The following is a 19132-nucleotide window of genomic DNA, read 5'->3' as shown; positions in this document are numbered from 1 at the left end:
CCCAAATGGACAGATTCGCTTGTTTTGTCCATCTGGGGTGGACACTCTTTTTTTTACTTTTCTTTTATGCCTTTACAACCGGCTTCCACGCTGTTGGGTCCTGGCTCCAGCTACGCAGGCTAGCTACTGCATCTTCTTCGATGGATCCCGCTTTTAATGCGACATCTACTAATGTAGAAAAATCAGTTAGTGAAACGGTCTTAATATTTGCATTTTCTAATAGCTTTTTCCCTTTTTCTAGCTCATACGTAAAGATAGATACTACCCCTAGTACTTCACATCCTGCTTCTCTTAAAGCTTCAACTGCGGTAATTACACTTCCACCTGTTGAGATTAAATCTTCTACTACGACTACTTTTTGCCCTGCAACGACACGACCTTCTATTTGATTTCCCTTTCCGTGACCCTTAGCTGATGAACGAACATAACTCATAGGTAAATCAAGTAGCTCACTCACCCATGCTGCATGAGGAATTCCAGCCGTTGCCGTTCCAGCTATCATTTCCGCATCAGGGTAGTTTGTAAGGATAAGCTCCTTTAGTCCAGCCGCAATCTCTCTTCTTGCTTCAGGGAAAGATAATGTTAACCGATTGTCACAATAAATGGGGGATTTGATTCCTGATGTCCAAGTGAATGGATGATTCGGTTGTAACGATACTGCTCCGATTTCTAAAAGTGTACTAGCTATTTTTTGTTTCATAAACTTTTCCCTCCCACGCATTTTTGTATAACTGATAAGCCTTCACCGGATCTTCTGCCCTCGTAATCGAACGGCCCACAACAATCATTGATACCCCTGCATTCCTAGCAAACTCAGGAGTGGCTACTCTCTTTTGATCACCAACTGATTCTGAACTCATGCGAATACCTGGTGTTACCGTTAAGAAGGTTTCACCTAATTGTTCACGAATGAGCTTCACTTCATTTGAGGAGCAAACTACACCATCAAGTCCCGCTTCCTTTGTGACCTTTGCATAATGAAGAACCGATTGTTCAAGGCTTACTGAAATTAGTTGCTCACCTTTCATTTGTTCCTCTGAAGTACTTGTCAGTTGAGTTACTGCGATGACGCTAGGTCTTTTCGCACCAGAGACCGTTCCAGCATCAAGTCCTTCTAGAGCTGCCGTCATCATTTCTTTCCCGCCTGCTGCATGAACATTCACTAAATCGCAGCCTAAGCCAGCTAGGTTTCTCATTGCACGACCAACTGTATTTGGAATATCGTGTAACTTTAAATCTAAGAAAATATCATGACCCATTTCCTTTAATTCTCTAACCATAGCTGGTCCTTCTTTATAAAAGAGCTCCATCCCCACTTTTACGAATAGTTGCTCATTATTGAATTTCTTTATAAAGGTGTACACATCACTTTTATCTGGAAAATCAAGCGCGATGATAAGCGAGTTTTTCATTCTTTTTCCAGCTCCTTCCCGTACATTCTGAAATATGATCAAACCCAAGCTCATCCAACAATGCTGGAAGTTCTTCAATGATTTTCGGACATACGAGCGGATCCACAAAATTAGCTGTACCAACGGCTACTGCACTCGCTCCTGCATAAAAAAATTCAATCACATCTTCTGCCGATTGAACGCCACCCATCCCAATAATAGGAATATTTACGTGCTGACTTACTTCATAAATCATTCGAATCGCAACTGGTTTAATTGCAGGACCTGAGAGTCCTCCTGTATTATTCGCAAGTACAGGCTTACCTGTCTTCAAATCAAGCCTCATGCCAATAAGAGTATTAATCATTGTTAACCCGTCGGCACCGCCAGCCTCAACTGCTTTTGCCATCTCAACAATATTTGATACATTGGGTGAAAGCTTGACATAAACAGGAACACTTGACACTTCTTTTACCTTTTTTGTTAGTTCCTTTGCCACTTCAGGAATCGTTCCAAAAGCAATACCTCCTGTTTTTACATTCGGACAAGAAATATTTAGTTCAAGAGCATGAACATTACTTACCTTTGAAATTTCACGTGCCACCTCAATATAGTCTTCTTCAAGAGAACCGGCAACATTTGCTATGATTGGTACATCAAATTGGTCTAGCCACGCCAATTCTTCATTAATCACTTTCTTTAGGCCAGGGTTTTGCAAACCAATTGCATTTAACATCCCAGCAGTTGTCTCTGCTACCCTTGGAGTCGGGTTTCCAAAACGAGGTTCTACTGTTGTTGCTTTAATCATAATCGAGCCCAATGTACTTAAATCATAAAACTGGCTATACTCTCTACCAAACCCAAAGCATCCTGATGCTGGCATAATTGGGTTTTTTAATTGTAAACCAGGTAGGTTCACCGCTAGTTGACTCATATAAGAACCTCCCCTCCTTTAAACACTGGCCCATCGGTACAAACCTTTTTATAGGTATATCCTGTAGGATCGTCCTGTGTTCTACATACGCATGCAAAGCAAGCTCCAATTCCACATCCCATTCGCTCTTCAAGAGAAAGATAGACATTTTTCTCAGGATAAGTGGCCTCTAATGCTCGTAGCATCGGGGTAGGACCACATGTATACAATGTATCAAACGAAAGATTTTGAGCGGAGATTACATCTGTTACAAACCCTTTTTCTCCATGAGATCCGTCAACCGTTACCACGTACGTCTCACCTAATTCAGAAAATTTCTCCTCGTAAAATACAGCATCCTTTGTTGCAAAGCCTAACACATGAATGACATTCACGTTTCTTTCCTTTAGCCTTAGAGATAGTTCGTACAGCGGAGGTACACCAATTCCTCCTCCTACTAAAAGGGCGGTCGACCCAGCCTTTGCTTCCTCTACAGGAAATCCATTCCCTAATGGCCCTAGAACGTCTACAACATCTCCGACTTTTTTCTGAGCTAGAAGCTTTGTACCATTTCCTTCTGCACGAAAAATCATCGTAAACATGTTATTTTCTTGGTCGATTTTTGCAATACTAATGGGTCTTCGTAGAAGTGGATCTACACTACCGCTGACTTTTAGATGTACAAATTGACCTGGTTCATTCATCTGTTGGACGAGCTCACCCTTAAGGGTGAGCTCAAAAATATTGTGAGCTATTTCTTGATTGGAAAGAACGATGCATTCCTCATTACGAATCATAGTAGTACTGCCTCCTTGCTGTTTGAAGGACTTTTCTCCATCGCCTCAGCTGAAAAATTCATTGATTCAATTACTCGTAAAATGGCCTCTGCCGTATCTAATGAAGTTAAGCAAGGAACACCGTTTTCAACTGATTCTCTACGAATTCTAAAACCATCACGTGCTGGCTGCTTTCCTTTTGTTAATGTGTTAATCACAAACTGTGCTTGACCGTTACGGATCACATCCACAATATCAGGATGACCTCCATCGATTTTCTCTACAATCTTTACAGGAATTCCTTGTTCTTGGAAAAACTTAGCTGTTCCTTCCGTCGCCATTACTTGGAACCCGATTGAGAAGAAACGCTTTGCGATTCCTAATGCTTCTTGCTTATCTTTGTCAGCAATTGTCATAAGAACCGAACCAAATCCTTGAATTTTCATTCCTGAAGCAACTAAGCCTTTGTAAAGTGCTTTTTCAAGCGTTTGATCTTTCCCCATTACTTCACCAGTAGACTTCATTTCAGGTCCTAATGTGATATCCACTCGTCTTAGCTTGGCAAAAGAGAATACTGGTACTTTAACGTATACTCCCTTCTTTTCTTCAACAAGTCCCGTCTCATATCCTTGTTCCTTAAGCGATAATCCTAGGATAGCCTTTGTTGCAAGATTTGCCATTGGTACGTTTGTAATCTTACTTAAAAACGGCACCGTACGACTTGAACGAGGGTTTACTTCCAATACATACACGTCTTCTTTTGAAACCACGTACTGAATATTGAAAAGTCCAATGATTCCTAAGCCTTTAGCCAAACGAATTGTATAATCAACAAGTTTGTCTTTTACTGCTTGTGATATGCTTTGTGGTGGGTACACAGCGATTGAGTCACCAGAGTGAACTCCAGCTCTCTCAATATGTTCCATAATTCCAGGAATAATTACTGTTTCCCCATCGCAGATTGCATCTACTTCTATTTCTTTTCCTGTTAGATAGCGGTCAATTAATATCGGATGCTCAGGATTAATCTTTACTGCTTCTTTCATGTATTGTAGTAACTCAGCTTCTTGATAAACGATTTGCATCGCTCTACCACCAAGTACATATGATGGACGAACCAATACCGGATATCCGATTGAATTAGCAATCACTGCTGCTTCAGCTGCTGTTCTTGCAGTTTTACCTAACGGCTGAGGAATTCCTAGCTCCTGCAATGCTGTTTCAAATCGATCACGATTTTCAGCTCGATCAAGGTCATCTAAGCTCGTTCCAAGGATCTTTACTCCTCTTTCTACTAACTTAGAGGCTAGGTTAATAGCTGTTTGTCCTCCGAACTGGACAACCACTCCAACTGGCTTTTCTAAGTCAATTACGTGCATAACATCTTCTATCGTTAGTGGCTCAAAATAAAGCTTATCTGAGATACTAAAATCAGTTGAAACTGTCTCTGGGTTATTGTTAATGATGATTGCTTCATATCCAGCCTCTTGAATCGCCCATACAGCATGAACTGTTGAGTAGTCAAATTCAATCCCTTGACCAATTCTGATTGGACCAGATCCAAGCACAATCACACTTTCCCGGTCAGTAACAATCGATTCATTTTCATCCTCGTACGTTCCGTAGTAATAAGGAGTTTCAGACTCGAATTCAGCTGCGCAAGTATCCACCATTTTGTATACTGGAACGATGCCCTTTTCTACTCTCCAATCGTAAATTTCACGCTCATTGGACGCCCAAAGCTTAGCAAGAGTGCTATCAGCAAAGCCTAGTTCCTTTGCTTCTCTTGTAATCTCCTCGTTAAACGGAAGAGCTTGTAATTTTACTTCGAACTCGACGATCTTAGCAAACTTGGCAAGGAAGAATAGGTCAATTTTACTCCATGCATGGATCGTATCAATCGTAACGCCACGTCTTAACGCTTCTCCGATATAGAACAGACGCTCATCTCCAGCTTTGCGAATTCGTTTTTCAAGCAACTCATCAGAGATGTCATCAGCATCATTTAGAGAAAAGTGGAACACATTTGCTTCTAGCGAACGAATTGCTTTTAATAAAGATTCTTCAAAAGTACGACCAATCGCCATTACCTCACCGGTCGCCTTCATTTGTGTACCTAGTGTACGGTTAGCACTTTCAAACTTGTCAAACGGCCATCTTGGGATTTTCGAAACAATATAATCAAGTGCAGGCTCGAAGCTTGCATATGTTTTTCCTGTTACAGGGTTCATCATTTCATCAAGAGTCAACCCAACTGCAATTTTTGCAGCAAGCTTCGCGATCGGATATCCTGTTGCTTTTGATGCTAAAGCAGATGATCTACTTACACGTGGATTTACTTCAATGATGTAATAATCATAACTGTCAGGATCTAAAGCTAGCTGGACGTTACAGCCACCCTCAATTCCTAGGGCACGGATAATTTTTAATGATGTGTTTCTAAGCATTTGATACTCACGATCACTTAGCGTTTGGCTTGGCGCAACAACGATCGAATCACCTGTATGAACACCTACTGGATCAATATTTTCCATATTACATACAACGATTGCATTGTCGTTAGCGTCTCTCATTACTTCGTATTCAATCTCTTTAAATCCGGCAATGCTTTTCTCTAATAGACATTGTGTTACTGGGCTATTCTTTAAACCACTTGTAACAGTTTCAACCAATTCCTCTTCGTCATGGCATATACCGCCCCCCGTTCCCCCGAGTGTAAATGCGGGACGAACGATGACTGGATATCCAATTTTTGCTACGAAGTCATATGCTTCTTCGAGATTATGAATAATTTCACTTTCAGGTACTGGCTCGCCTAAGTCATTCATTAATGTACGGAATAAATCTCGATCTTCCGCTTGCTCAATAGCAGAAAGCTTAGTGCCTAAAATTTCTACATTACATTCTTCAAGAACTCCAGAGTTAGCTAGCTCTACTGCTAGGTTTAAACCTGTTTGCCCTCCAAGTGTTGGGACAAGTGCATCTGGACGTTCTTTTCGGATGATTGTGCTAACGAACTCCAGAGTTAGCGGTTCAATATACACAGCATCTGCCATCGTTGTATCTGTCATGATTGTTGCTGGGTTTGAGTTTACTAGGATGACACGGTACCCTTCTTCTTTTAATGCGATACATGCTTGAGCACCTGCATAATCAAATTCTGCTGCTTGACCAATGACGATAGGACCTGATCCGATAACTAGTATACTTTTTATATCTGTACGCTTTGGCATTCGATTGCACCTTCCTCTTCTTCTGTCTCAATCAACTGTAAAAACTGTTCGAATAAATAATTTGCATCCTCAGGTCCTGGTGAAGCTTCCGGGTGATACTGGACTGTAAATGCTTTTGCTTCTTTATGCTTTACCCCTTCGACTGTGCCGTCATTTAAGGCAATATGTGTCACTACTAACGGAGTACCTTGAAGCGATTCCTCTTCAACTGTGTAACCGTGGTTCTGTGAAGTTAGAGCTACTTTACCAGTTGCTAAATCCTTCACCGGATGGTTTGATCCTCTGTGACCAAACTTTAATTTTACGGTATTCGCTCCGCATGCTAAGGCAAATAATTGATGACCTAAGCAAATTCCAAAGAGAGGAACATGTCCAATGATTTCTTTAATCATTTCAATGGCTTCTGGAACATCCTTTGGATCCCCAGGTCCGTTCGATAGCATAACGCCGTCTGGGTTTAAACGTTTAATTTCTTCAGCTGTTGTGTTATAAGGTACAACAACCACGTCACAATCACGCTTATTTAATTCTCGTAAAATTCCGTGCTTCATTCCAAAGTCTACTAGAACGATTCTTCGTCCTCTTCCTGGGCTTGCATAAGCAGATTTTGTGGAAACCTGCTGTACTTGATCGTTCCGGAACGGTGTTTTTAACGCTTCAAGCACTTCTTCGACACTTGTATCGATTGAACAGATGGCTCCCTTTAATGCTCCGTATTGTCTAATAATTCTTGTTAGCTTTCTTGTATCCACACCTGAAATACCAGGAATATTTTTTTCTTTTAATAATTCATCTAATGTTTTTTCATTTCTCCAGTTTGATGCAAACTCTGCCGCTTCTTTAACAACCATCCCATGGACAGATGGAGAAATTGATTCAAAGTCATCACGATTAATACCGTAGTTACCAACTAGTGGATACGTAAAAGTAACAATCTGGCCACAGTATGATGGGTCAGAAAGGATTTCCTGATAACCAGTCATCCCTGTGTTAAATACGACTTCACCCATTTTTTCTGTATCACTTCCAAAAGCCTTTCCGATAAAAACTGTTCCATTTTCAAGAATTAGTTGCCTTTTCATACTGTTACATAGCCCCTTTTCCATGCGATTTTCCCAGCTGCGATTGTTACTACTGGCCACCCTTTACACTCCCATCCACCAAATGGAGTGTTTCTACCTTTAGATAAGAATGTGTTTGGATCAATACTTTCTTTATTCGTAAGATCTACTAGCGCTAGATCAGCAACTGCTCCAACTTCAAGTTTTCCATATGGTAAATTGAAACTCTGAGCCGGCTTAACTGTTAAGAAATCTACCAACTGCTTTTCTGTTAGAATTCCTTTTTCAACTAAATTCGTATATAGAAGTGGAAAGGCTGTCTCTAGACCAACAATTCCAAACGGTGCTAAATCCATTCCCTCAGCTTTTTCTTCTGCGGTATGCGGTGCATGGTCTGTGGCGATAAAATCAATCGTTCCATCTAGCAGACCTTCAATCAATGCATCACGATCTGCTCTTCCTCTTAGTGGCGGATTCATTTTATAGTTTGTATCCAATCCTGGGATATCCTCGTCACATAATAGAAGGTGGTGCGGCGTTACTTCCGCAGTTACTCGAATGCCTGCACGCTTGGCATCACGAACGACACGAACCGATTCCTTCGTACTTATATGGCACACATGGTAATGACAGTTTGCCGCTTCTGCTAATAGTACGTCTCTTGCTATATGAACAGATTCACATACAGCTGGAATCCCATTCAGGTTATGTTTTTTTGAGAATTCACCTTCATGCACAGAGCCTTTGTGAATTAATGTGTTTTCTTCACAGTGTGCAACAATTGGCATATTTACACTTGAAGCAAGCTTCATGGCTTGAAGCATCATATCTGCTGATTGGACGCCAACTCCATCATCTGTAAAGGCGAATGCTCCTTCTTCTTTTAAGGCTGCAAAATCAGTAAGTTCTTTTCCTAGCTCTCGGATCGTTATTGACGCGTATGGAAGTACTCGAACAGCACCCGTTTCTGCAATTCGTTTATTTAAGTTTTGGAGTGTTTCAACTGAATCTGGAACCGGTCTAGTATTTGGCATTGCCGCTACCGTTGTAAAACCTCCACGAGCAGCCGCTAGTGTACCAGTAGCAATCGTTTCCTTCTTCTCTCCTCCTGGCTCGCGTAAATGAACATGCAAGTCAACAAATCCAGGAGATACTAGCAACCCTGTCGCATCAATGATCTCTGCATCCTCCGCTTGAAGATTCGGACCAATTTCTGCAATCTTTTCGTCTTTTATTAAAATATCGACTGCCTCTTTTTGTCCTTTATCAGTAAGCCATTGACCATTTTTGATGAGAATTGTCATTGAATTTTCCCCCTTCAGATTGTTGTAATGCTCTTTTTAATACCGCCATACGAACGTATACTCCATTTTCCATTTGCTTGAAGATTCTTGAACGCTCACACTCTACTAAGCTATCAGCAATTTCTACATCTCTATTTACAGGTGCAGGATGCATAATGATACTTCCTTGCTTCATCCGTTTCTCTCTTTCTACTGTTAAACCAAAAGCTTGGTGATAATCAACCTTTTCTCCACCAACTTCATGTCTTTCATGTTGGATCCGAAGGAGCATGAGCACATCAACGGTTTCTGTTAAAGTCTCAATATCTTCATAACTTCCGTATTGTAAGAGTTCTTGGTCAATCCACTCTTTTGGTCCTGAGAAAACGATCTCTGCTCCTAATCTATGAAGGGCAATTGCATTTGACCTTGCCACACGGCTGTGGATAAGGTCTCCAACAATTCCTACCTTTAGACCTTGAAAATGGCCGTATTCTTCGTAAATCGTTAGTAAGTCGAGTAACGATTGGGTTGGATGATGACCGCATCCATCACCAGCGTTAATGATTTTGACATTTGTTTTTCCAACTAGTTGTTTAAAATATTCGTCTTCTGTATGGCGAATGACAACCGCCTGTACGCCAATGGATTCTAATGTTCGCACGGTATCATAAAGTGTCTCACCTTTTGTGACACTAGAAGCATGCGTTTCAAATGGGATGATATCTAATCCAAGCCTTCTTTCAGCGATTTCAAAGCTGCACTTTGTTCTTGTACTTGGTTCAAAGAATAGGTTTGCAACAAAGGAAGAGTGATTAGGCTGCCATGCAGCACCCTCAGAAAATTTTTTTGCTTCTGCAAGGATGTCGTAAATCTCGGTAACTGAAAGCTCTGATGTGGTAAGCAGATTCATGATCAAAACACTCCTTTTTGTGGTTTATGTAAAAAAATAGCACCCATGACTTTTTTGTCAGGGTGCTATGCGGATAGGCAGAAGCAGAACATACCTGACTTAGGTATCCCCACTTCTCCTACGCACCCTTTCAAGCCTCTCTGGACTTTCTTTAAAAGGTGTAACTACGCTACTTCATTTTCCTTTTCACTATCAAACATATCTTCTGCAATATCAGGTCTACCAGGAAGGATTAGGTTGATCAAAATCCCTAAAATTGCTGCTAATGCCATTCCATGAATTTCAAAGCCTTCTGATACCTTAATAACTGCTCCGCCAATACCTACAACCAAGATTACAGATGAAATGACTAGGTTTCGCTTGTCTCCAAAGTCAATTTTGCTATCTACAAGCATTCGTAAGCCTGATGATGCAATAATCCCAAATAGGAGGATCGATACTCCACCCATTACTGGTGTTGGGATGGAACTAATTAATGCTGTTACTTTACCGATAAATCCAAAAACTGTTGCAATCACTGCTGCTCCAAGAAGTACATATACGCTGTATACTCGTGTTATGGCTAGTACTCCGATGTTTTCCCCATATGTTGTTTTCGGAGGTCCACCAATTAGGGCAGAAATCATTGTTGCTGTCCCATCTCCTAGGATGGAGCGGTGTAAACCTGGGTTCTTAATATAATCGCGACCAACAACTTTCCCTAATACAAGCTGATGACCAATATGTTCTGATAATGTTACGATTGCTACTGGAGCCATTAATAACACTAAATCAAGTGTTACTTTCACTTCATAATCAACGAATGGTACAAAGAAGTTTGGCATTTCGAACCATTTTGCTGCTGCTACTGGTGCAAAATCTACGATTCCTACTAGTAATGAGTACACATACCCGATAACAATCCCAGCAAGAATAGGTATCATACTTAATGTACCTTTTCCGTAGATGGAGAAGATGATGGTAGCGACTAGTGTAACAAGTGCTGCTGAGAAATGCAGCAAGCTATATTCTCCAGCTGGGTTATTCATCGCCATACTAACTGCTGTTCCTGCTAGAGCCAAACCGATTACGATAATAATTGGGCCAACTACGATTGGTGGTAGAAGATTCATAATCCAGCGGTATCCGGCTTTTTTAATGATTAGCGCAACAATTCCGTATACTAGACCAGCAATAAAGCTTCCGATCATTGCTCCTGCTGGACCACCTGCTGCTTTTGCTGCAATAATCGGTGTGATAAAGGCGAAAGATGAGCCAAGGTAAGCTGGCACTTGCCATTTTGTTATCATGAGAAATGCGATTGTTCCTAAACCACTTGAGATAAGCGCAATCGCTGGATCAAGTCCAACTAGGAAAGGTACTAATATGGTAGCTCCAAACATAGCGAATAAGTGCTGGAGGCTAAGTGTGAGCCAATGGACTAGTTTTGGTTTTTCGTGTACGTCTAGGATTGGTTTGTTATTCATGTTGGTCTCTCCTCTGGTTAAAATAAAAACCCTCTTTGCACAAGAGGGCCTGGTGGCAACGTCAGGTAGTTTCCTCCCCTTAGTTACCATTTCCCCTTGTAAGCCTCTCTGTGCTTTTTTAAAAGGTTACTATTTATTTTTCGTGTATACTTACTGCATCATGTTTGTCAACTTCTGTTAACTGAACAACTATCATTTCCGAACTAGAGGTTGGGATGTTTTTCCCAACATAATCTGCTCGAATCGGTAATTCTCTATGTCCTCTATCTACTAGTACAGCTAACTGTACAGAAGCAGGTCTACCGATATCAACTAGTGCATCTAAACCAGCACGTACGGTTCTGCCTGTATACAATACATCGTCGACTAGTATCACAATTTTATTGGTAATGTCATGCGGGATATCTGATCCCTTTACTAAAGGCTCTTGATCATTAGTTTTCTTCGTTAAATCATCCCGATACAAAGTGATATCTAATTCTCCAACTGGTACCTCTGTGCCTTCTATTTCTTTAATCCTTGCAGCAAGACGCTCAGCGATAAATATTCCCCTTGTTCGAATTCCAATTAAAACGATTCGCTCTACACCTTTATTTTTTTCAATAATTTCGTGAGCAACCCTTGTCAATGCTCTTCTAATGGCTTGTTCGTCAAGTACGACTGCTTTTTGTGACAAGGTCTTCCCTCCTCATTTATCCATAAAAAAACCCTCTAGCCTGTGGGTTAGAGGGTACACGAATTACATTTGTAGGCACACTTATGCCATACAAGCTCCGTCTCCTTCTCAGCCTCACAGGACCGTCTTTAAAGGACTTATTCAACTATAGAAATCATAAATCACATGTAGAACTTTGTCAACGATTATTTCTTAAAGACTCCAGAAGCTCTACAAAGTACTCTGGTAATGGGGCTTCAAATTCCAGGTATTCATTGGTACGTGGATGATTAAAACCTAACACACCCGCATGAAGAGCTTGTCCTCCGATATCTAGTGTCTTTCTTGGTCCATATTTTGGATCCCCAGCTAACGGGAAACCAATGTACTTCATATGCACTCTGATTTGATGAGTACGTCCTGTCTCTAATTGACATTCCACGAGTGTAAAATCTTTAAAACGCTCGAGTACCTGAAAATGTGTTACAGCATGCTTCCCATTATCCACTACAGTCATGCTTTGTCGATCCTTAGGGTCCCTTGCAAGTGGTGCATCAATTGTTCCATAATCATGAGGGATGATCCCATGAACGATTGCACGATATTTACGAGTAACTGTCTTTGCAACGAGTTGGTTTACAAGGCTTTCATGTGCTAAGTCATTTTTCGCTACCATCAATAATCCAGAAGTATCCTTATCAATTCGGTGAACAATCCCTGGTCTAAGTACTCCATTTATGCCCGATAAATCATTACAGTGAGCCATCAATCCATTAACAAGTGTTCCTGTTGCATGGCCAGGTGCTGGGTGAACGACCATTCCTTTTGGCTTGTTCACAACTAACACGTCACTGTCCTCATAAAAGATCTCAAGATCCATTGGCTCGGGAACCACATCAAGTTCTTCTGGATCAGGAATATTAATTTCTATTACATCCCCAACCGAACATTTGTAGCTACTCTTTACTTTTTGCCCGTTCACAACAACGTTTCCATCTTGCATCCAGAGTTGCACCTGAGACCTCGACCATTCTTCGTTTACAATCGAAAGGACTTTATCTAGCCTTTCACCTTTATGCTCTTCATTAATTGTTTGTATTACTTTTTCCATTTGCTATCTCCTTAGATTGTCGCTCTTCTTGCCACATTTGTATCATTAATAAACCTACTCCAATAACCAAGGCTGAATCAGCAATATTAAAGATAGGGAAATTATAGGTAAAAATATACGTATGAATAAAATCAACCACTTCTTTATGGACTACTCGGTCGTAGAAGTTACCAATCGCTCCTCCAAGCATTAACCCAAGAGCCACTCCTAGAAGACGATTACCTTTTGCTGCTTTTTGAATGTAATAAACAATTCCAATAATGACAATTACGGTTATTAAATAAAAAAACCACATTTGTCCTTGTAAAATCCCCCAAGCAGCCCCTCTATTACGGTGAGAGGTAATATAAAACCAGTTTTCTATAACGGTTATGCTTTCTCCAAGCTCCATTCTTTTCACAACTAACCATTTGGTCCATTGATCAAGAGTAATGACAATTAAAGCGATTATGTAATAAAACACAAAGGAAACCTCCAAACCTTCTCTTAATATTCCCTTTGCATTTTAGCACATTCTTCATAAAAACGACAGTAAACGCTTTTTATTAAAAAAGCGGTTTACATAAATATTGATCAAGCTTGCCACAGTCTTCCACCGTTTTTAAAGTTGGGACCATTTCTAATAATTCGTAAGGTAACAATTCACCTGATATTTCGCATCTACCATATGTGCCATTCTCAATTTTTTGTATGGCACTATTAATGTCTTTTAGTTCTTCCTCAATAAGCGGTTTTACTAAGGGAGACCCTTTTGAGTTTGATAATTGCATCATTAATTCAGTACGCGATTTCCGGAGTTCCAAATAGAGCTTTTGTTCAAATGCTTCCATTTTGTTCATACCTCCGTTTTCAGATGTTTTACGTTAGTATATCGCCAATTACACCATTCGACACGAACAACATTTAACAACGAAAACAATCATTAACGAAAGTGGAATATTTACTCATACATAATCGCTTTACACACAAAGAACTCTCTGAAAATCCAGAGAGTTCTTCCATTATTTATACTAGATGGCTGTAGTTTTCTTTTACTACTTCCGCACAACGTGGACAAAGTGTTGGATGCTCCTCTACTTTGCCAACCTCTTTCGTTACCGTCCAGCAACGTTCACAAGTTTCACCTTCAGCCTTTGAAACAACGATAGCAGCTGATTCAAGCTTTAAAGCTTCCCCAGGTGCTGAATCGATATCCCCAGCTAATTCAAAACCTGATACAATAAACAATTGCTGTAGGTTTTCTTGTACAGATTGTAAAAGTTCCTTTGTTTCTTTTGTTGCATACAGGCTAATTTTTGCAGTCAATGACTTTCCAATAATCTTTGCATTACGTGCTTCTTCTAATGCCTTTAAGACATCATCACGAACCTTCATAAATTTCGTCCATTTTTCTTCAAGCTGCTTCGCATTTGGAAGATCCACATAGGTAGGCATATCGGTTAACTGTACACTCTCGCCTTCTACCGAAGGGATGTATGCCCAAACCTCATCCGCTGTATGAGAAAGAATTGGAGCTGATAATTTTGTTAGTGTTAATAAGCTTTCATATAGGACCGTTTGGATGGCACGGCGCTCGTAGTGATTCTTTGCCTCAATATAAAGAACATCCTTTGCAAAGTCAAGGTAGAACGCACTTAAATCAAGCGTACAGAAGTTATTGATTGCATGGTAAATGCTTGCAAATTCATATTCTTCATAAGACTTCGTCACGGATTTAATTAATTTGTTAAGCTTCACTAGCATAAATTGATCTACTTCACGTAGCTTATCAAATTCTACTTTATCCGTTGCAGGATTAAAATCTGCTAAATTTCCGAGTAGGAAACGGAAGGTGTTACGAATTTTACGGTACACTTCAGCTACTTGCTTCAGGATCGCGTCAGACACACGAACGTCTGATTGATAATCAACGGATGCTACCCAAAGGCGTAAGATATCTGCACCAAGCTGATCCATTACCTTCGCAGGGACAACGACATTCCCAATTGATTTACTCATCTTTCTTCCTTCTCCATCAAGAGCAAAACCATGGCTTAGTACTCCCTTATATGGAGCCTTACCTGTAACGGCTACCCCCGTAGATAAAGATGAGTTAAACCAGCCGCGATATTGGTCTGATCCTTCAAGGTAAAGATCCGCAGGTCTTTGCAAATCGCTTCGCTCTTCAAGTACCGCTTGATGGGATGAACCAGAATCAAACCAAACGTCCATAATATCTGTCTCTTTAGTAAACTTTCCATTAGGACTTGATGGATGTGTAAAGCCTTCTGGTAGCAACTCACCAGCTTCTCTCTCAAACCAAACATTCGAACCGTGCTCACGGAATAACCCAGATACATGTTCAATCGTTTCATCCGTGATAATCGGTTCCCCATCTTCGCCATAAAATACAGGAATCGGAACACCCCATACACGCTGACGAGAAATACACCAGTCTCCACGGTCACGAACCATGTTGAATAGACGAGTTTCACCCCATGCTGGAACCCACTTCGTTTCCTTAACAGCATCCAACAAGTCTTCACGGAAATCTTTAATAGAAGCAAACCATTGAGCGGTTGCACGGAAAATAACTGGCTTCTTTGTTCTCCAGTCATGTGGATAAGAGTGAGTAATGAAAGTAAGTTTTAATAAAGCACCTACTTCTTGAAGCTTTTCCGTGATTGGCTTATTCGCTGTGTCATAGAACATTCCTTCAAAACCAACTGCTTCTTTTGTCATAACCCCTTTATCATCAACGGGGCAAAGAACGTCTAAACCGTATTTTTGACCTACATGGAAGTCGTCTTCACCATGGCCTGGCGCTGTGTGGACACAACCAGTCCCCGCATCTGTTGTAACATGTTCACCTAGCATCACTAAAGATGTGCGGTCATATAATGGATGCTTTGCTAAAATATGTTCTAGCTCTTGACCTTTTACCGTCTTAACTACTGTTACATCTTCCCAACCAATTTCTTTTGTCACTGCTTCTAAAAGCTCTTCAGCCACAAGGTAGTTTTTATTATCCACTTTCACAACAACATAGTTCAATGTTGGATGAACGGAAATTCCAAGGTTTGCAGGAATCGTCCAAGGTGTTGTTGTCCAGATAACAATTTCTGTACCTGCATCAAGTACACCTTTCCCATCTTGAACAGGGAACCCTACATAAATAGATGCAGATCTTTTATCTTGATATTCAATTTCAGCTTCTGCCAGAGCAGATTCACTTGAAGGCGACCAGTAGACTGGCTTTAATCCTTTATAGATATAGCCTTTCTTTGCCATTTCCCCAAAAACCTTGATTTGCTGTGCTTCATAGGCCGGATCAAGAGTAATATAAGGATTTTCCCAGTCTCCACGAACACCTAAACGCTTAAACTGAGTACGCTGTGAATCAATCTGACCTAAAGCATACTCTTCACAAAGCTTACGAAACTCTGCAACTGTTAGTTCCTTACGCTTAACCCCTTTATTTGTCAAAGCTTGCTCGATTGGAAGCCCATGTGTATCCCAACCTGGAACATAAGGAGCATTGAATCCACTCATTGACTTATATCGCACAATAAAGTCCTTAAGGATTTTATTTAATGCGTGCCCCATATGAATATCGCCGTTCGCATATGGAGGTCCATCGTGAAGGATAAACATTGGACGATCCTTCGTACGGTCTTGAACTCGAGAATAAATATTCAGTTCATTCCATTTTTCTTGAATTTCTGGTTCACGCTTTGGTAAATTCCCACGCATTGGGAACTCCGTTTGCGGCATCAATAACGTATCTTTGTAATCCATTTTTAAACTTCCTCCTAAATGATCCTCTTCTAGCTTCATTGTTACCAGTTATTAGTAAAAATAAATACAAAAAAGCCCTCTCATCCCAAAAAGGGACGAGAAGGCTTTTATTCCCGCGGTACCACCCTAGTAGATAGGTAAAAACCCATCCGCTCAAAAAATTCGTAACGTGAATTTATACGCCTAAGCTTAGTAGTCCACTTGGACGTTCGGCTTGGTACTCAAGGGTGATATTCAAACTTATCGCTTTTGTTAACCTCCCACCATCTGTTAACTCGCTAGAAAAAAGCATTGATAAATTTTACTATCCCTATCATCGCAACATACAATTTTTACTTGTTAAAAAATTATATTCGAAAGAACAGCGATTCGTCAAGCCAATGAATCTTCTTCTTCTTTTAAATTTGCAGATTTTAATTCTGCTGAATCAAGCTCATATTGTAATAGATGATCCCAGTCATCATTATTTAACATATCAAGCTGTGCTTCAATTAGCATTTTAAAACGTGTTCTAAACACTTTTGATTGCTTTTTCAAATCCTCAATTTCTAGAGCAATTTTACGAGCTTTAGATAGCGATTCATTAACGATGCGATCTGCATTTTTCTCTGCTTCTCTAACAATCAACTTAGCTTCTTTTTGAGCATTACGCTTTAGCTCTTCTGCCGCTTCTTGAGCTACAACAATTGACTTATTTAAGGTTTCTTCAATATTCGAAAAATGAGTTAAACGCTCATTCATATCGTTTAATCGTTCATCAAGTTCTTTCTTTTCTCGAATAATCAATTCGTAGTCCTTGATTACTTGGTCAAGGAATTCATTTACCTCATCTTCATCGTAACCACGGAATCCTTTAGTAAATTCCTTGTTATGTATGTCTAACGGTGTTAATGGCATTATAAGCCACCTCCAATTGCTTAATAGTATCTACAATTCATTGTAACAGATATTCGACAAGTACTTTTAAATTCCTGCAAATTTTTTATAAATTATTGGTGTTTTTCTACAACAATTCGCCATTTATCCTTCTTTGTTTTCCCATCAATAGAAGATAGCTTTGCTCTCCCATATCCTCGAACAGATAACATATCTTCTTCCTTACACTCAAAAGAAGGATTTTCAATGGTCATCCAGTTGACTTTCACTACTCCACCAGCAATTAATGTTTGAGATTTTTGACGAGATATATTATGAGCAGCAGCAACAATAGCATCTAGTCTCAAGGAAGAAACAGTTGTCGTATATTCGTTCCATTGTTCATTCATTTGAATAGCCTCGTCAAGGCTACGCTCTTTTAAACTTACTTTTGAACGTCCGACCGACTCAAGCTGCATGGAAATATAATCGCTAACCTCATTGGCGACAAATAGTTGAATGGTTTCCCCTTCAATAAGGATGTCTCCAAACTTCCCTCTTTTTAGTCCAAGAGACATCATGCTCCCTAAAATTTGCCGATGTTCAATGGAAACAAACTTATTTGGATAAATTAACTCGTATAAGGAAATAGCAAAATCATCTTTCTCAACAGAATAGTAATCTGGATAGATAAAGGCTCTCTTTCTTTCCACTCTCTCTAATCCACCGAAGAATTGAACCTTTACCTCCGAATTTTCTCCGATAATCATCGCAACAATTTTCTGCTCTCTCGGGTCAAGGAAGTCCGTTAGTTTTGGAGCATAATTACTCTCCACTTGATCCTTCCAACTCATTACTTGGTCAACAAAACTATGCTCTTCGCGGCGGAAGTGCTGATGCAAATCCATATTGTTCTAATCTCCTATCGAATATTTAAGGTATGAAAAAAGGGGCATCTATGCCCCTTTTAGCTAAAACCAACCAAATAACGTATATAAGCCTGTTGATGCTAATTTCAAAACAAAAATACCAACAATCGGAGAGATATCAATCATTCCACCAATCGGAGGAATAATTCTTCGGAATGGCTCTAAATATGGTTCACAAATTCTAGTTAAAAATTGCCCGATAGCTGTTTCCCTTGCATTCGGGAACCATGACATAAGAATATAAATAATCAATGCCCAAGAGTAGATATCAACCACTCGAATTAAAATCGTTAGAAGTAAATCCATTTACGTATTACCACCTCGTATCTTCGAATTCTGTTTCTTGCATAAGTTGTGAGATATTTCCTGAAACCTCCACATTATCAGGTGTACATAAGAAAATTTCTGCACCAATCTTTTGAATATCTCCACCGATGGCATACACCGTGCCACTTAGAAAATCAACAATCCTCTTCGCTTGGTCACGCTCAATACGATGCAAGTTTACAACGACTGCACGACGATTTTTCAACTGATCAGCAATTTCCTGAGCTTCTGCATACACTCTTGGTTCAATTAAAACAACCTTTGAAGACTTTTGCACACTTTGTAAGCTTACCACATTCTGTTTTGGAGAAACACTTTGTTGTTGTTGTTGTTGAGGTTGTCTTTGCGACTTTGCTGCTGGAGCCTCGTACTCCTCTTCTTCATACTCATATTCATCATCTAGGAAAAAAAATGTTTTGAATTTTGATTTAAGACTCATAAA

Annotated in this window: 18 protein-coding genes and 1 other annotated feature; all 18 genes read right to left on the bottom strand. The window is 40.1% G+C overall.

The window, feature by feature from the left end; genetic code table 11:
* Positions 1-64: 64 nt before the first annotated feature.
* The 18 genes from pyrE to BKO01S_RS10560 all read right to left on the bottom strand — a co-directional run bounded on the left by pyrE (position 65) and on the right by BKO01S_RS10560 (position 19129).
* Positions 65-700 (bottom strand): orotate phosphoribosyltransferase, encoded by a 636-nt coding sequence (gene pyrE, locus BKO01S_RS10645; RefSeq protein ID WP_066053075.1) that lies wholly within the window; start codon positions 698-700, stop codon positions 65-67.
* The gene (pyrF, locus tag BKO01S_RS10640) at positions 681-1412 is read right to left on the bottom strand and encodes an orotidine-5'-phosphate decarboxylase (RefSeq protein ID WP_066053072.1); all 732 of its coding nucleotides are present in this window, start codon (positions 1410-1412) and stop codon (positions 681-683) included. Before pyrF ends, pyrE begins: the two co-directional genes overlap by 20 nt.
* Positions 1384-2325, bottom strand: coding sequence for a dihydroorotate dehydrogenase (locus BKO01S_RS10635; RefSeq protein WP_066053069.1), 942 nt, complete (start codon positions 2323-2325; stop codon positions 1384-1386). Before BKO01S_RS10635 ends, pyrF begins: the two co-directional genes overlap by 29 nt.
* Positions 2322-3101: a dihydroorotate dehydrogenase electron transfer subunit gene (locus tag BKO01S_RS10630; protein ID WP_066053068.1), complete on the bottom strand. Its 780-nt coding sequence runs from the start codon at positions 3099-3101 to the stop codon at positions 2322-2324. Before BKO01S_RS10630 ends, BKO01S_RS10635 begins: the two co-directional genes overlap by 4 nt.
* The gene (gene carB / locus BKO01S_RS10625; RefSeq protein WP_066053067.1) at positions 3098-6313 is read right to left on the bottom strand and encodes a carbamoyl-phosphate synthase large subunit; all 3216 of its coding nucleotides are present in this window, start codon (positions 6311-6313) and stop codon (positions 3098-3100) included. The genes BKO01S_RS10630 and carB overlap by 4 nt, the downstream gene beginning before the upstream one ends.
* Positions 6292-7395: a carbamoyl phosphate synthase small subunit gene (locus BKO01S_RS10620; RefSeq protein WP_066053064.1), complete on the bottom strand. Its 1104-nt coding sequence runs from the start codon at positions 7393-7395 to the stop codon at positions 6292-6294. Before BKO01S_RS10620 ends, carB begins: the two co-directional genes overlap by 22 nt.
* Positions 7392-8678, bottom strand: a complete 1287-nt coding sequence (gene pyrC / locus BKO01S_RS10615; protein WP_066053061.1) for a dihydroorotase — start codon at positions 8676-8678, stop codon at positions 7392-7394. The genes BKO01S_RS10620 and pyrC overlap by 4 nt, the downstream gene beginning before the upstream one ends.
* Complete coding sequence (locus BKO01S_RS10610; RefSeq protein ID WP_066053481.1) at positions 8641-9573, bottom strand: aspartate carbamoyltransferase catalytic subunit; 933 nt, start codon at positions 9571-9573, stop codon at positions 8641-8643. Before BKO01S_RS10610 ends, pyrC begins: the two co-directional genes overlap by 38 nt.
* 161 nt (positions 9574-9734) lie before the next feature.
* Entirely contained in the window at positions 9735-11036 is a 1302-nt protein-coding gene (locus tag BKO01S_RS10605) for a solute carrier family 23 protein (protein WP_066053057.1), read from the bottom strand.
* 133 nt (positions 11037-11169) lie between these two features.
* Positions 11170-11712: a bifunctional pyr operon transcriptional regulator/uracil phosphoribosyltransferase PyrR gene (pyrR, locus tag BKO01S_RS10600; protein ID WP_066053053.1), complete on the bottom strand. Its 543-nt coding sequence runs from the start codon at positions 11710-11712 to the stop codon at positions 11170-11172.
* A gap of 178 nt (positions 11713-11890) precedes the next feature.
* Positions 11891-12802, bottom strand: coding sequence for an RluA family pseudouridine synthase (locus BKO01S_RS10595; protein ID WP_066053050.1), 912 nt, complete (start codon positions 12800-12802; stop codon positions 11891-11893).
* Positions 12777-13265: a signal peptidase II gene (lspA, locus tag BKO01S_RS10590; protein ID WP_066053046.1), complete on the bottom strand. Its 489-nt coding sequence runs from the start codon at positions 13263-13265 to the stop codon at positions 12777-12779. Before lspA ends, BKO01S_RS10595 begins: the two co-directional genes overlap by 26 nt.
* Before the next feature lie 82 nt (positions 13266-13347).
* On the bottom strand, positions 13348-13632 hold the full coding sequence (locus BKO01S_RS10585; protein ID WP_066053043.1) for a TraR/DksA C4-type zinc finger protein: 285 nt from the start codon (positions 13630-13632) through the stop codon (positions 13348-13350).
* A gap of 175 nt (positions 13633-13807) precedes the next feature.
* Positions 13808-16579: an isoleucine--tRNA ligase gene (gene ileS, locus BKO01S_RS10580; protein ID WP_066053035.1), complete on the bottom strand. Its 2772-nt coding sequence runs from the start codon at positions 16577-16579 to the stop codon at positions 13808-13810.
* Positions 16580-16667: 88 nt separating this feature from the next.
* Positions 16668-16905 (bottom strand) — a binding site (T-box leader).
* A gap of 46 nt (positions 16906-16951) precedes the next feature.
* On the bottom strand, positions 16952-17476 hold the full coding sequence (locus BKO01S_RS10575; protein WP_066053032.1) for a DivIVA domain-containing protein: 525 nt from the start codon (positions 17474-17476) through the stop codon (positions 16952-16954).
* Positions 17477-17568: 92 nt separating this feature from the next.
* Positions 17569-18342 (bottom strand): YlmH family RNA-binding protein, encoded by a 774-nt coding sequence (locus BKO01S_RS10570; RefSeq protein WP_066053029.1) that lies wholly within the window; start codon positions 18340-18342, stop codon positions 17569-17571.
* 63 nt (positions 18343-18405) lie between these two features.
* Positions 18406-18669: a YggT family protein gene (locus BKO01S_RS10565; RefSeq protein ID WP_066053026.1), complete on the bottom strand. Its 264-nt coding sequence runs from the start codon at positions 18667-18669 to the stop codon at positions 18406-18408.
* Between the two features lie 7 nt (positions 18670-18676).
* Positions 18677-19129 (bottom strand): cell division protein SepF, encoded by a 453-nt coding sequence (locus BKO01S_RS10560; protein ID WP_066053023.1) that lies wholly within the window; start codon positions 19127-19129, stop codon positions 18677-18679.
* Positions 19130-19132 lie beyond the last annotated feature (3 nt).

Source organism: Robertmurraya korlensis NBRC 107688 (genome assembly GCF_001591645.1).
Lineage (GTDB): Bacteria > Bacillota > Bacilli > Bacillales > Cytobacillaceae > Robertmurraya_A.
This window is presented reverse-complemented; position numbering and strand designations above follow the sequence as displayed.

Bases quoted from the DNA above. Each gene is read 5' to 3' on its own strand.
- pyrE (WP_066053075.1), bottom strand. From the start codon at position 700: ATGAAACAAAAAATAGCTAGTACACTTTTAGAAATCGGAGCAGTATCG.
- pyrF (WP_066053072.1), bottom strand. From the start codon at position 1,412: ATGAAAAACTCGCTTATCATCGCGCTTGATTTTCCAGATAAAAGTGAT.
- BKO01S_RS10635 (WP_066053069.1), bottom strand. From the start codon at position 2,325: ATGAGTCAACTAGCGGTGAACCTACCTGGTTTACAATTAAAAAACCCA.
- BKO01S_RS10630 (WP_066053068.1), bottom strand. From the start codon at position 3,101: ATGATTCGTAATGAGGAATGCATCGTTCTTTCCAATCAAGAAATAGCT.
- carB (WP_066053067.1), bottom strand. From the start codon at position 6,313: ATGCCAAAGCGTACAGATATAAAAAGTATACTAGTTATCGGATCAGGT.
- BKO01S_RS10620 (WP_066053064.1), bottom strand. From the start codon at position 7,395: ATGAAAAGGCAACTAATTCTTGAAAATGGAACAGTTTTTATCGGAAAG.
- pyrC (WP_066053061.1), bottom strand. From the start codon at position 8,678: ATGACAATTCTCATCAAAAATGGTCAATGGCTTACTGATAAAGGACAA.
- BKO01S_RS10605 (WP_066053057.1), bottom strand. From the start codon at position 11,036: ATGAATAACAAACCAATCCTAGACGTACACGAAAAACCAAAACTAGTC.
- BKO01S_RS10595 (WP_066053050.1), bottom strand. From the start codon at position 12,802: ATGGAAAAAGTAATACAAACAATTAATGAAGAGCATAAAGGTGAAAGG.
- BKO01S_RS10585 (WP_066053043.1), bottom strand. From the start codon at position 13,632: ATGGAAGCATTTGAACAAAAGCTCTATTTGGAACTCCGGAAATCGCGT.
- ileS (WP_066053035.1), bottom strand. From the start codon at position 16,579: ATGGATTACAAAGATACGTTATTGATGCCGCAAACGGAGTTCCCAATG.
- BKO01S_RS10575 (WP_066053032.1), bottom strand. From the start codon at position 17,476: ATGCCATTAACACCGTTAGACATACATAACAAGGAATTTACTAAAGGA.
- BKO01S_RS10570 (WP_066053029.1), bottom strand. From the start codon at position 18,342: ATGGATTTGCATCAGCACTTCCGCCGCGAAGAGCATAGTTTTGTTGAC.
- BKO01S_RS10565 (WP_066053026.1), bottom strand. From the start codon at position 18,669: ATGGATTTACTTCTAACGATTTTAATTCGAGTGGTTGATATCTACTCT.
- BKO01S_RS10560 (WP_066053023.1), bottom strand. From the start codon at position 19,129: ATGAGTCTTAAATCAAAATTCAAAACATTTTTTTTCCTAGATGATGAA.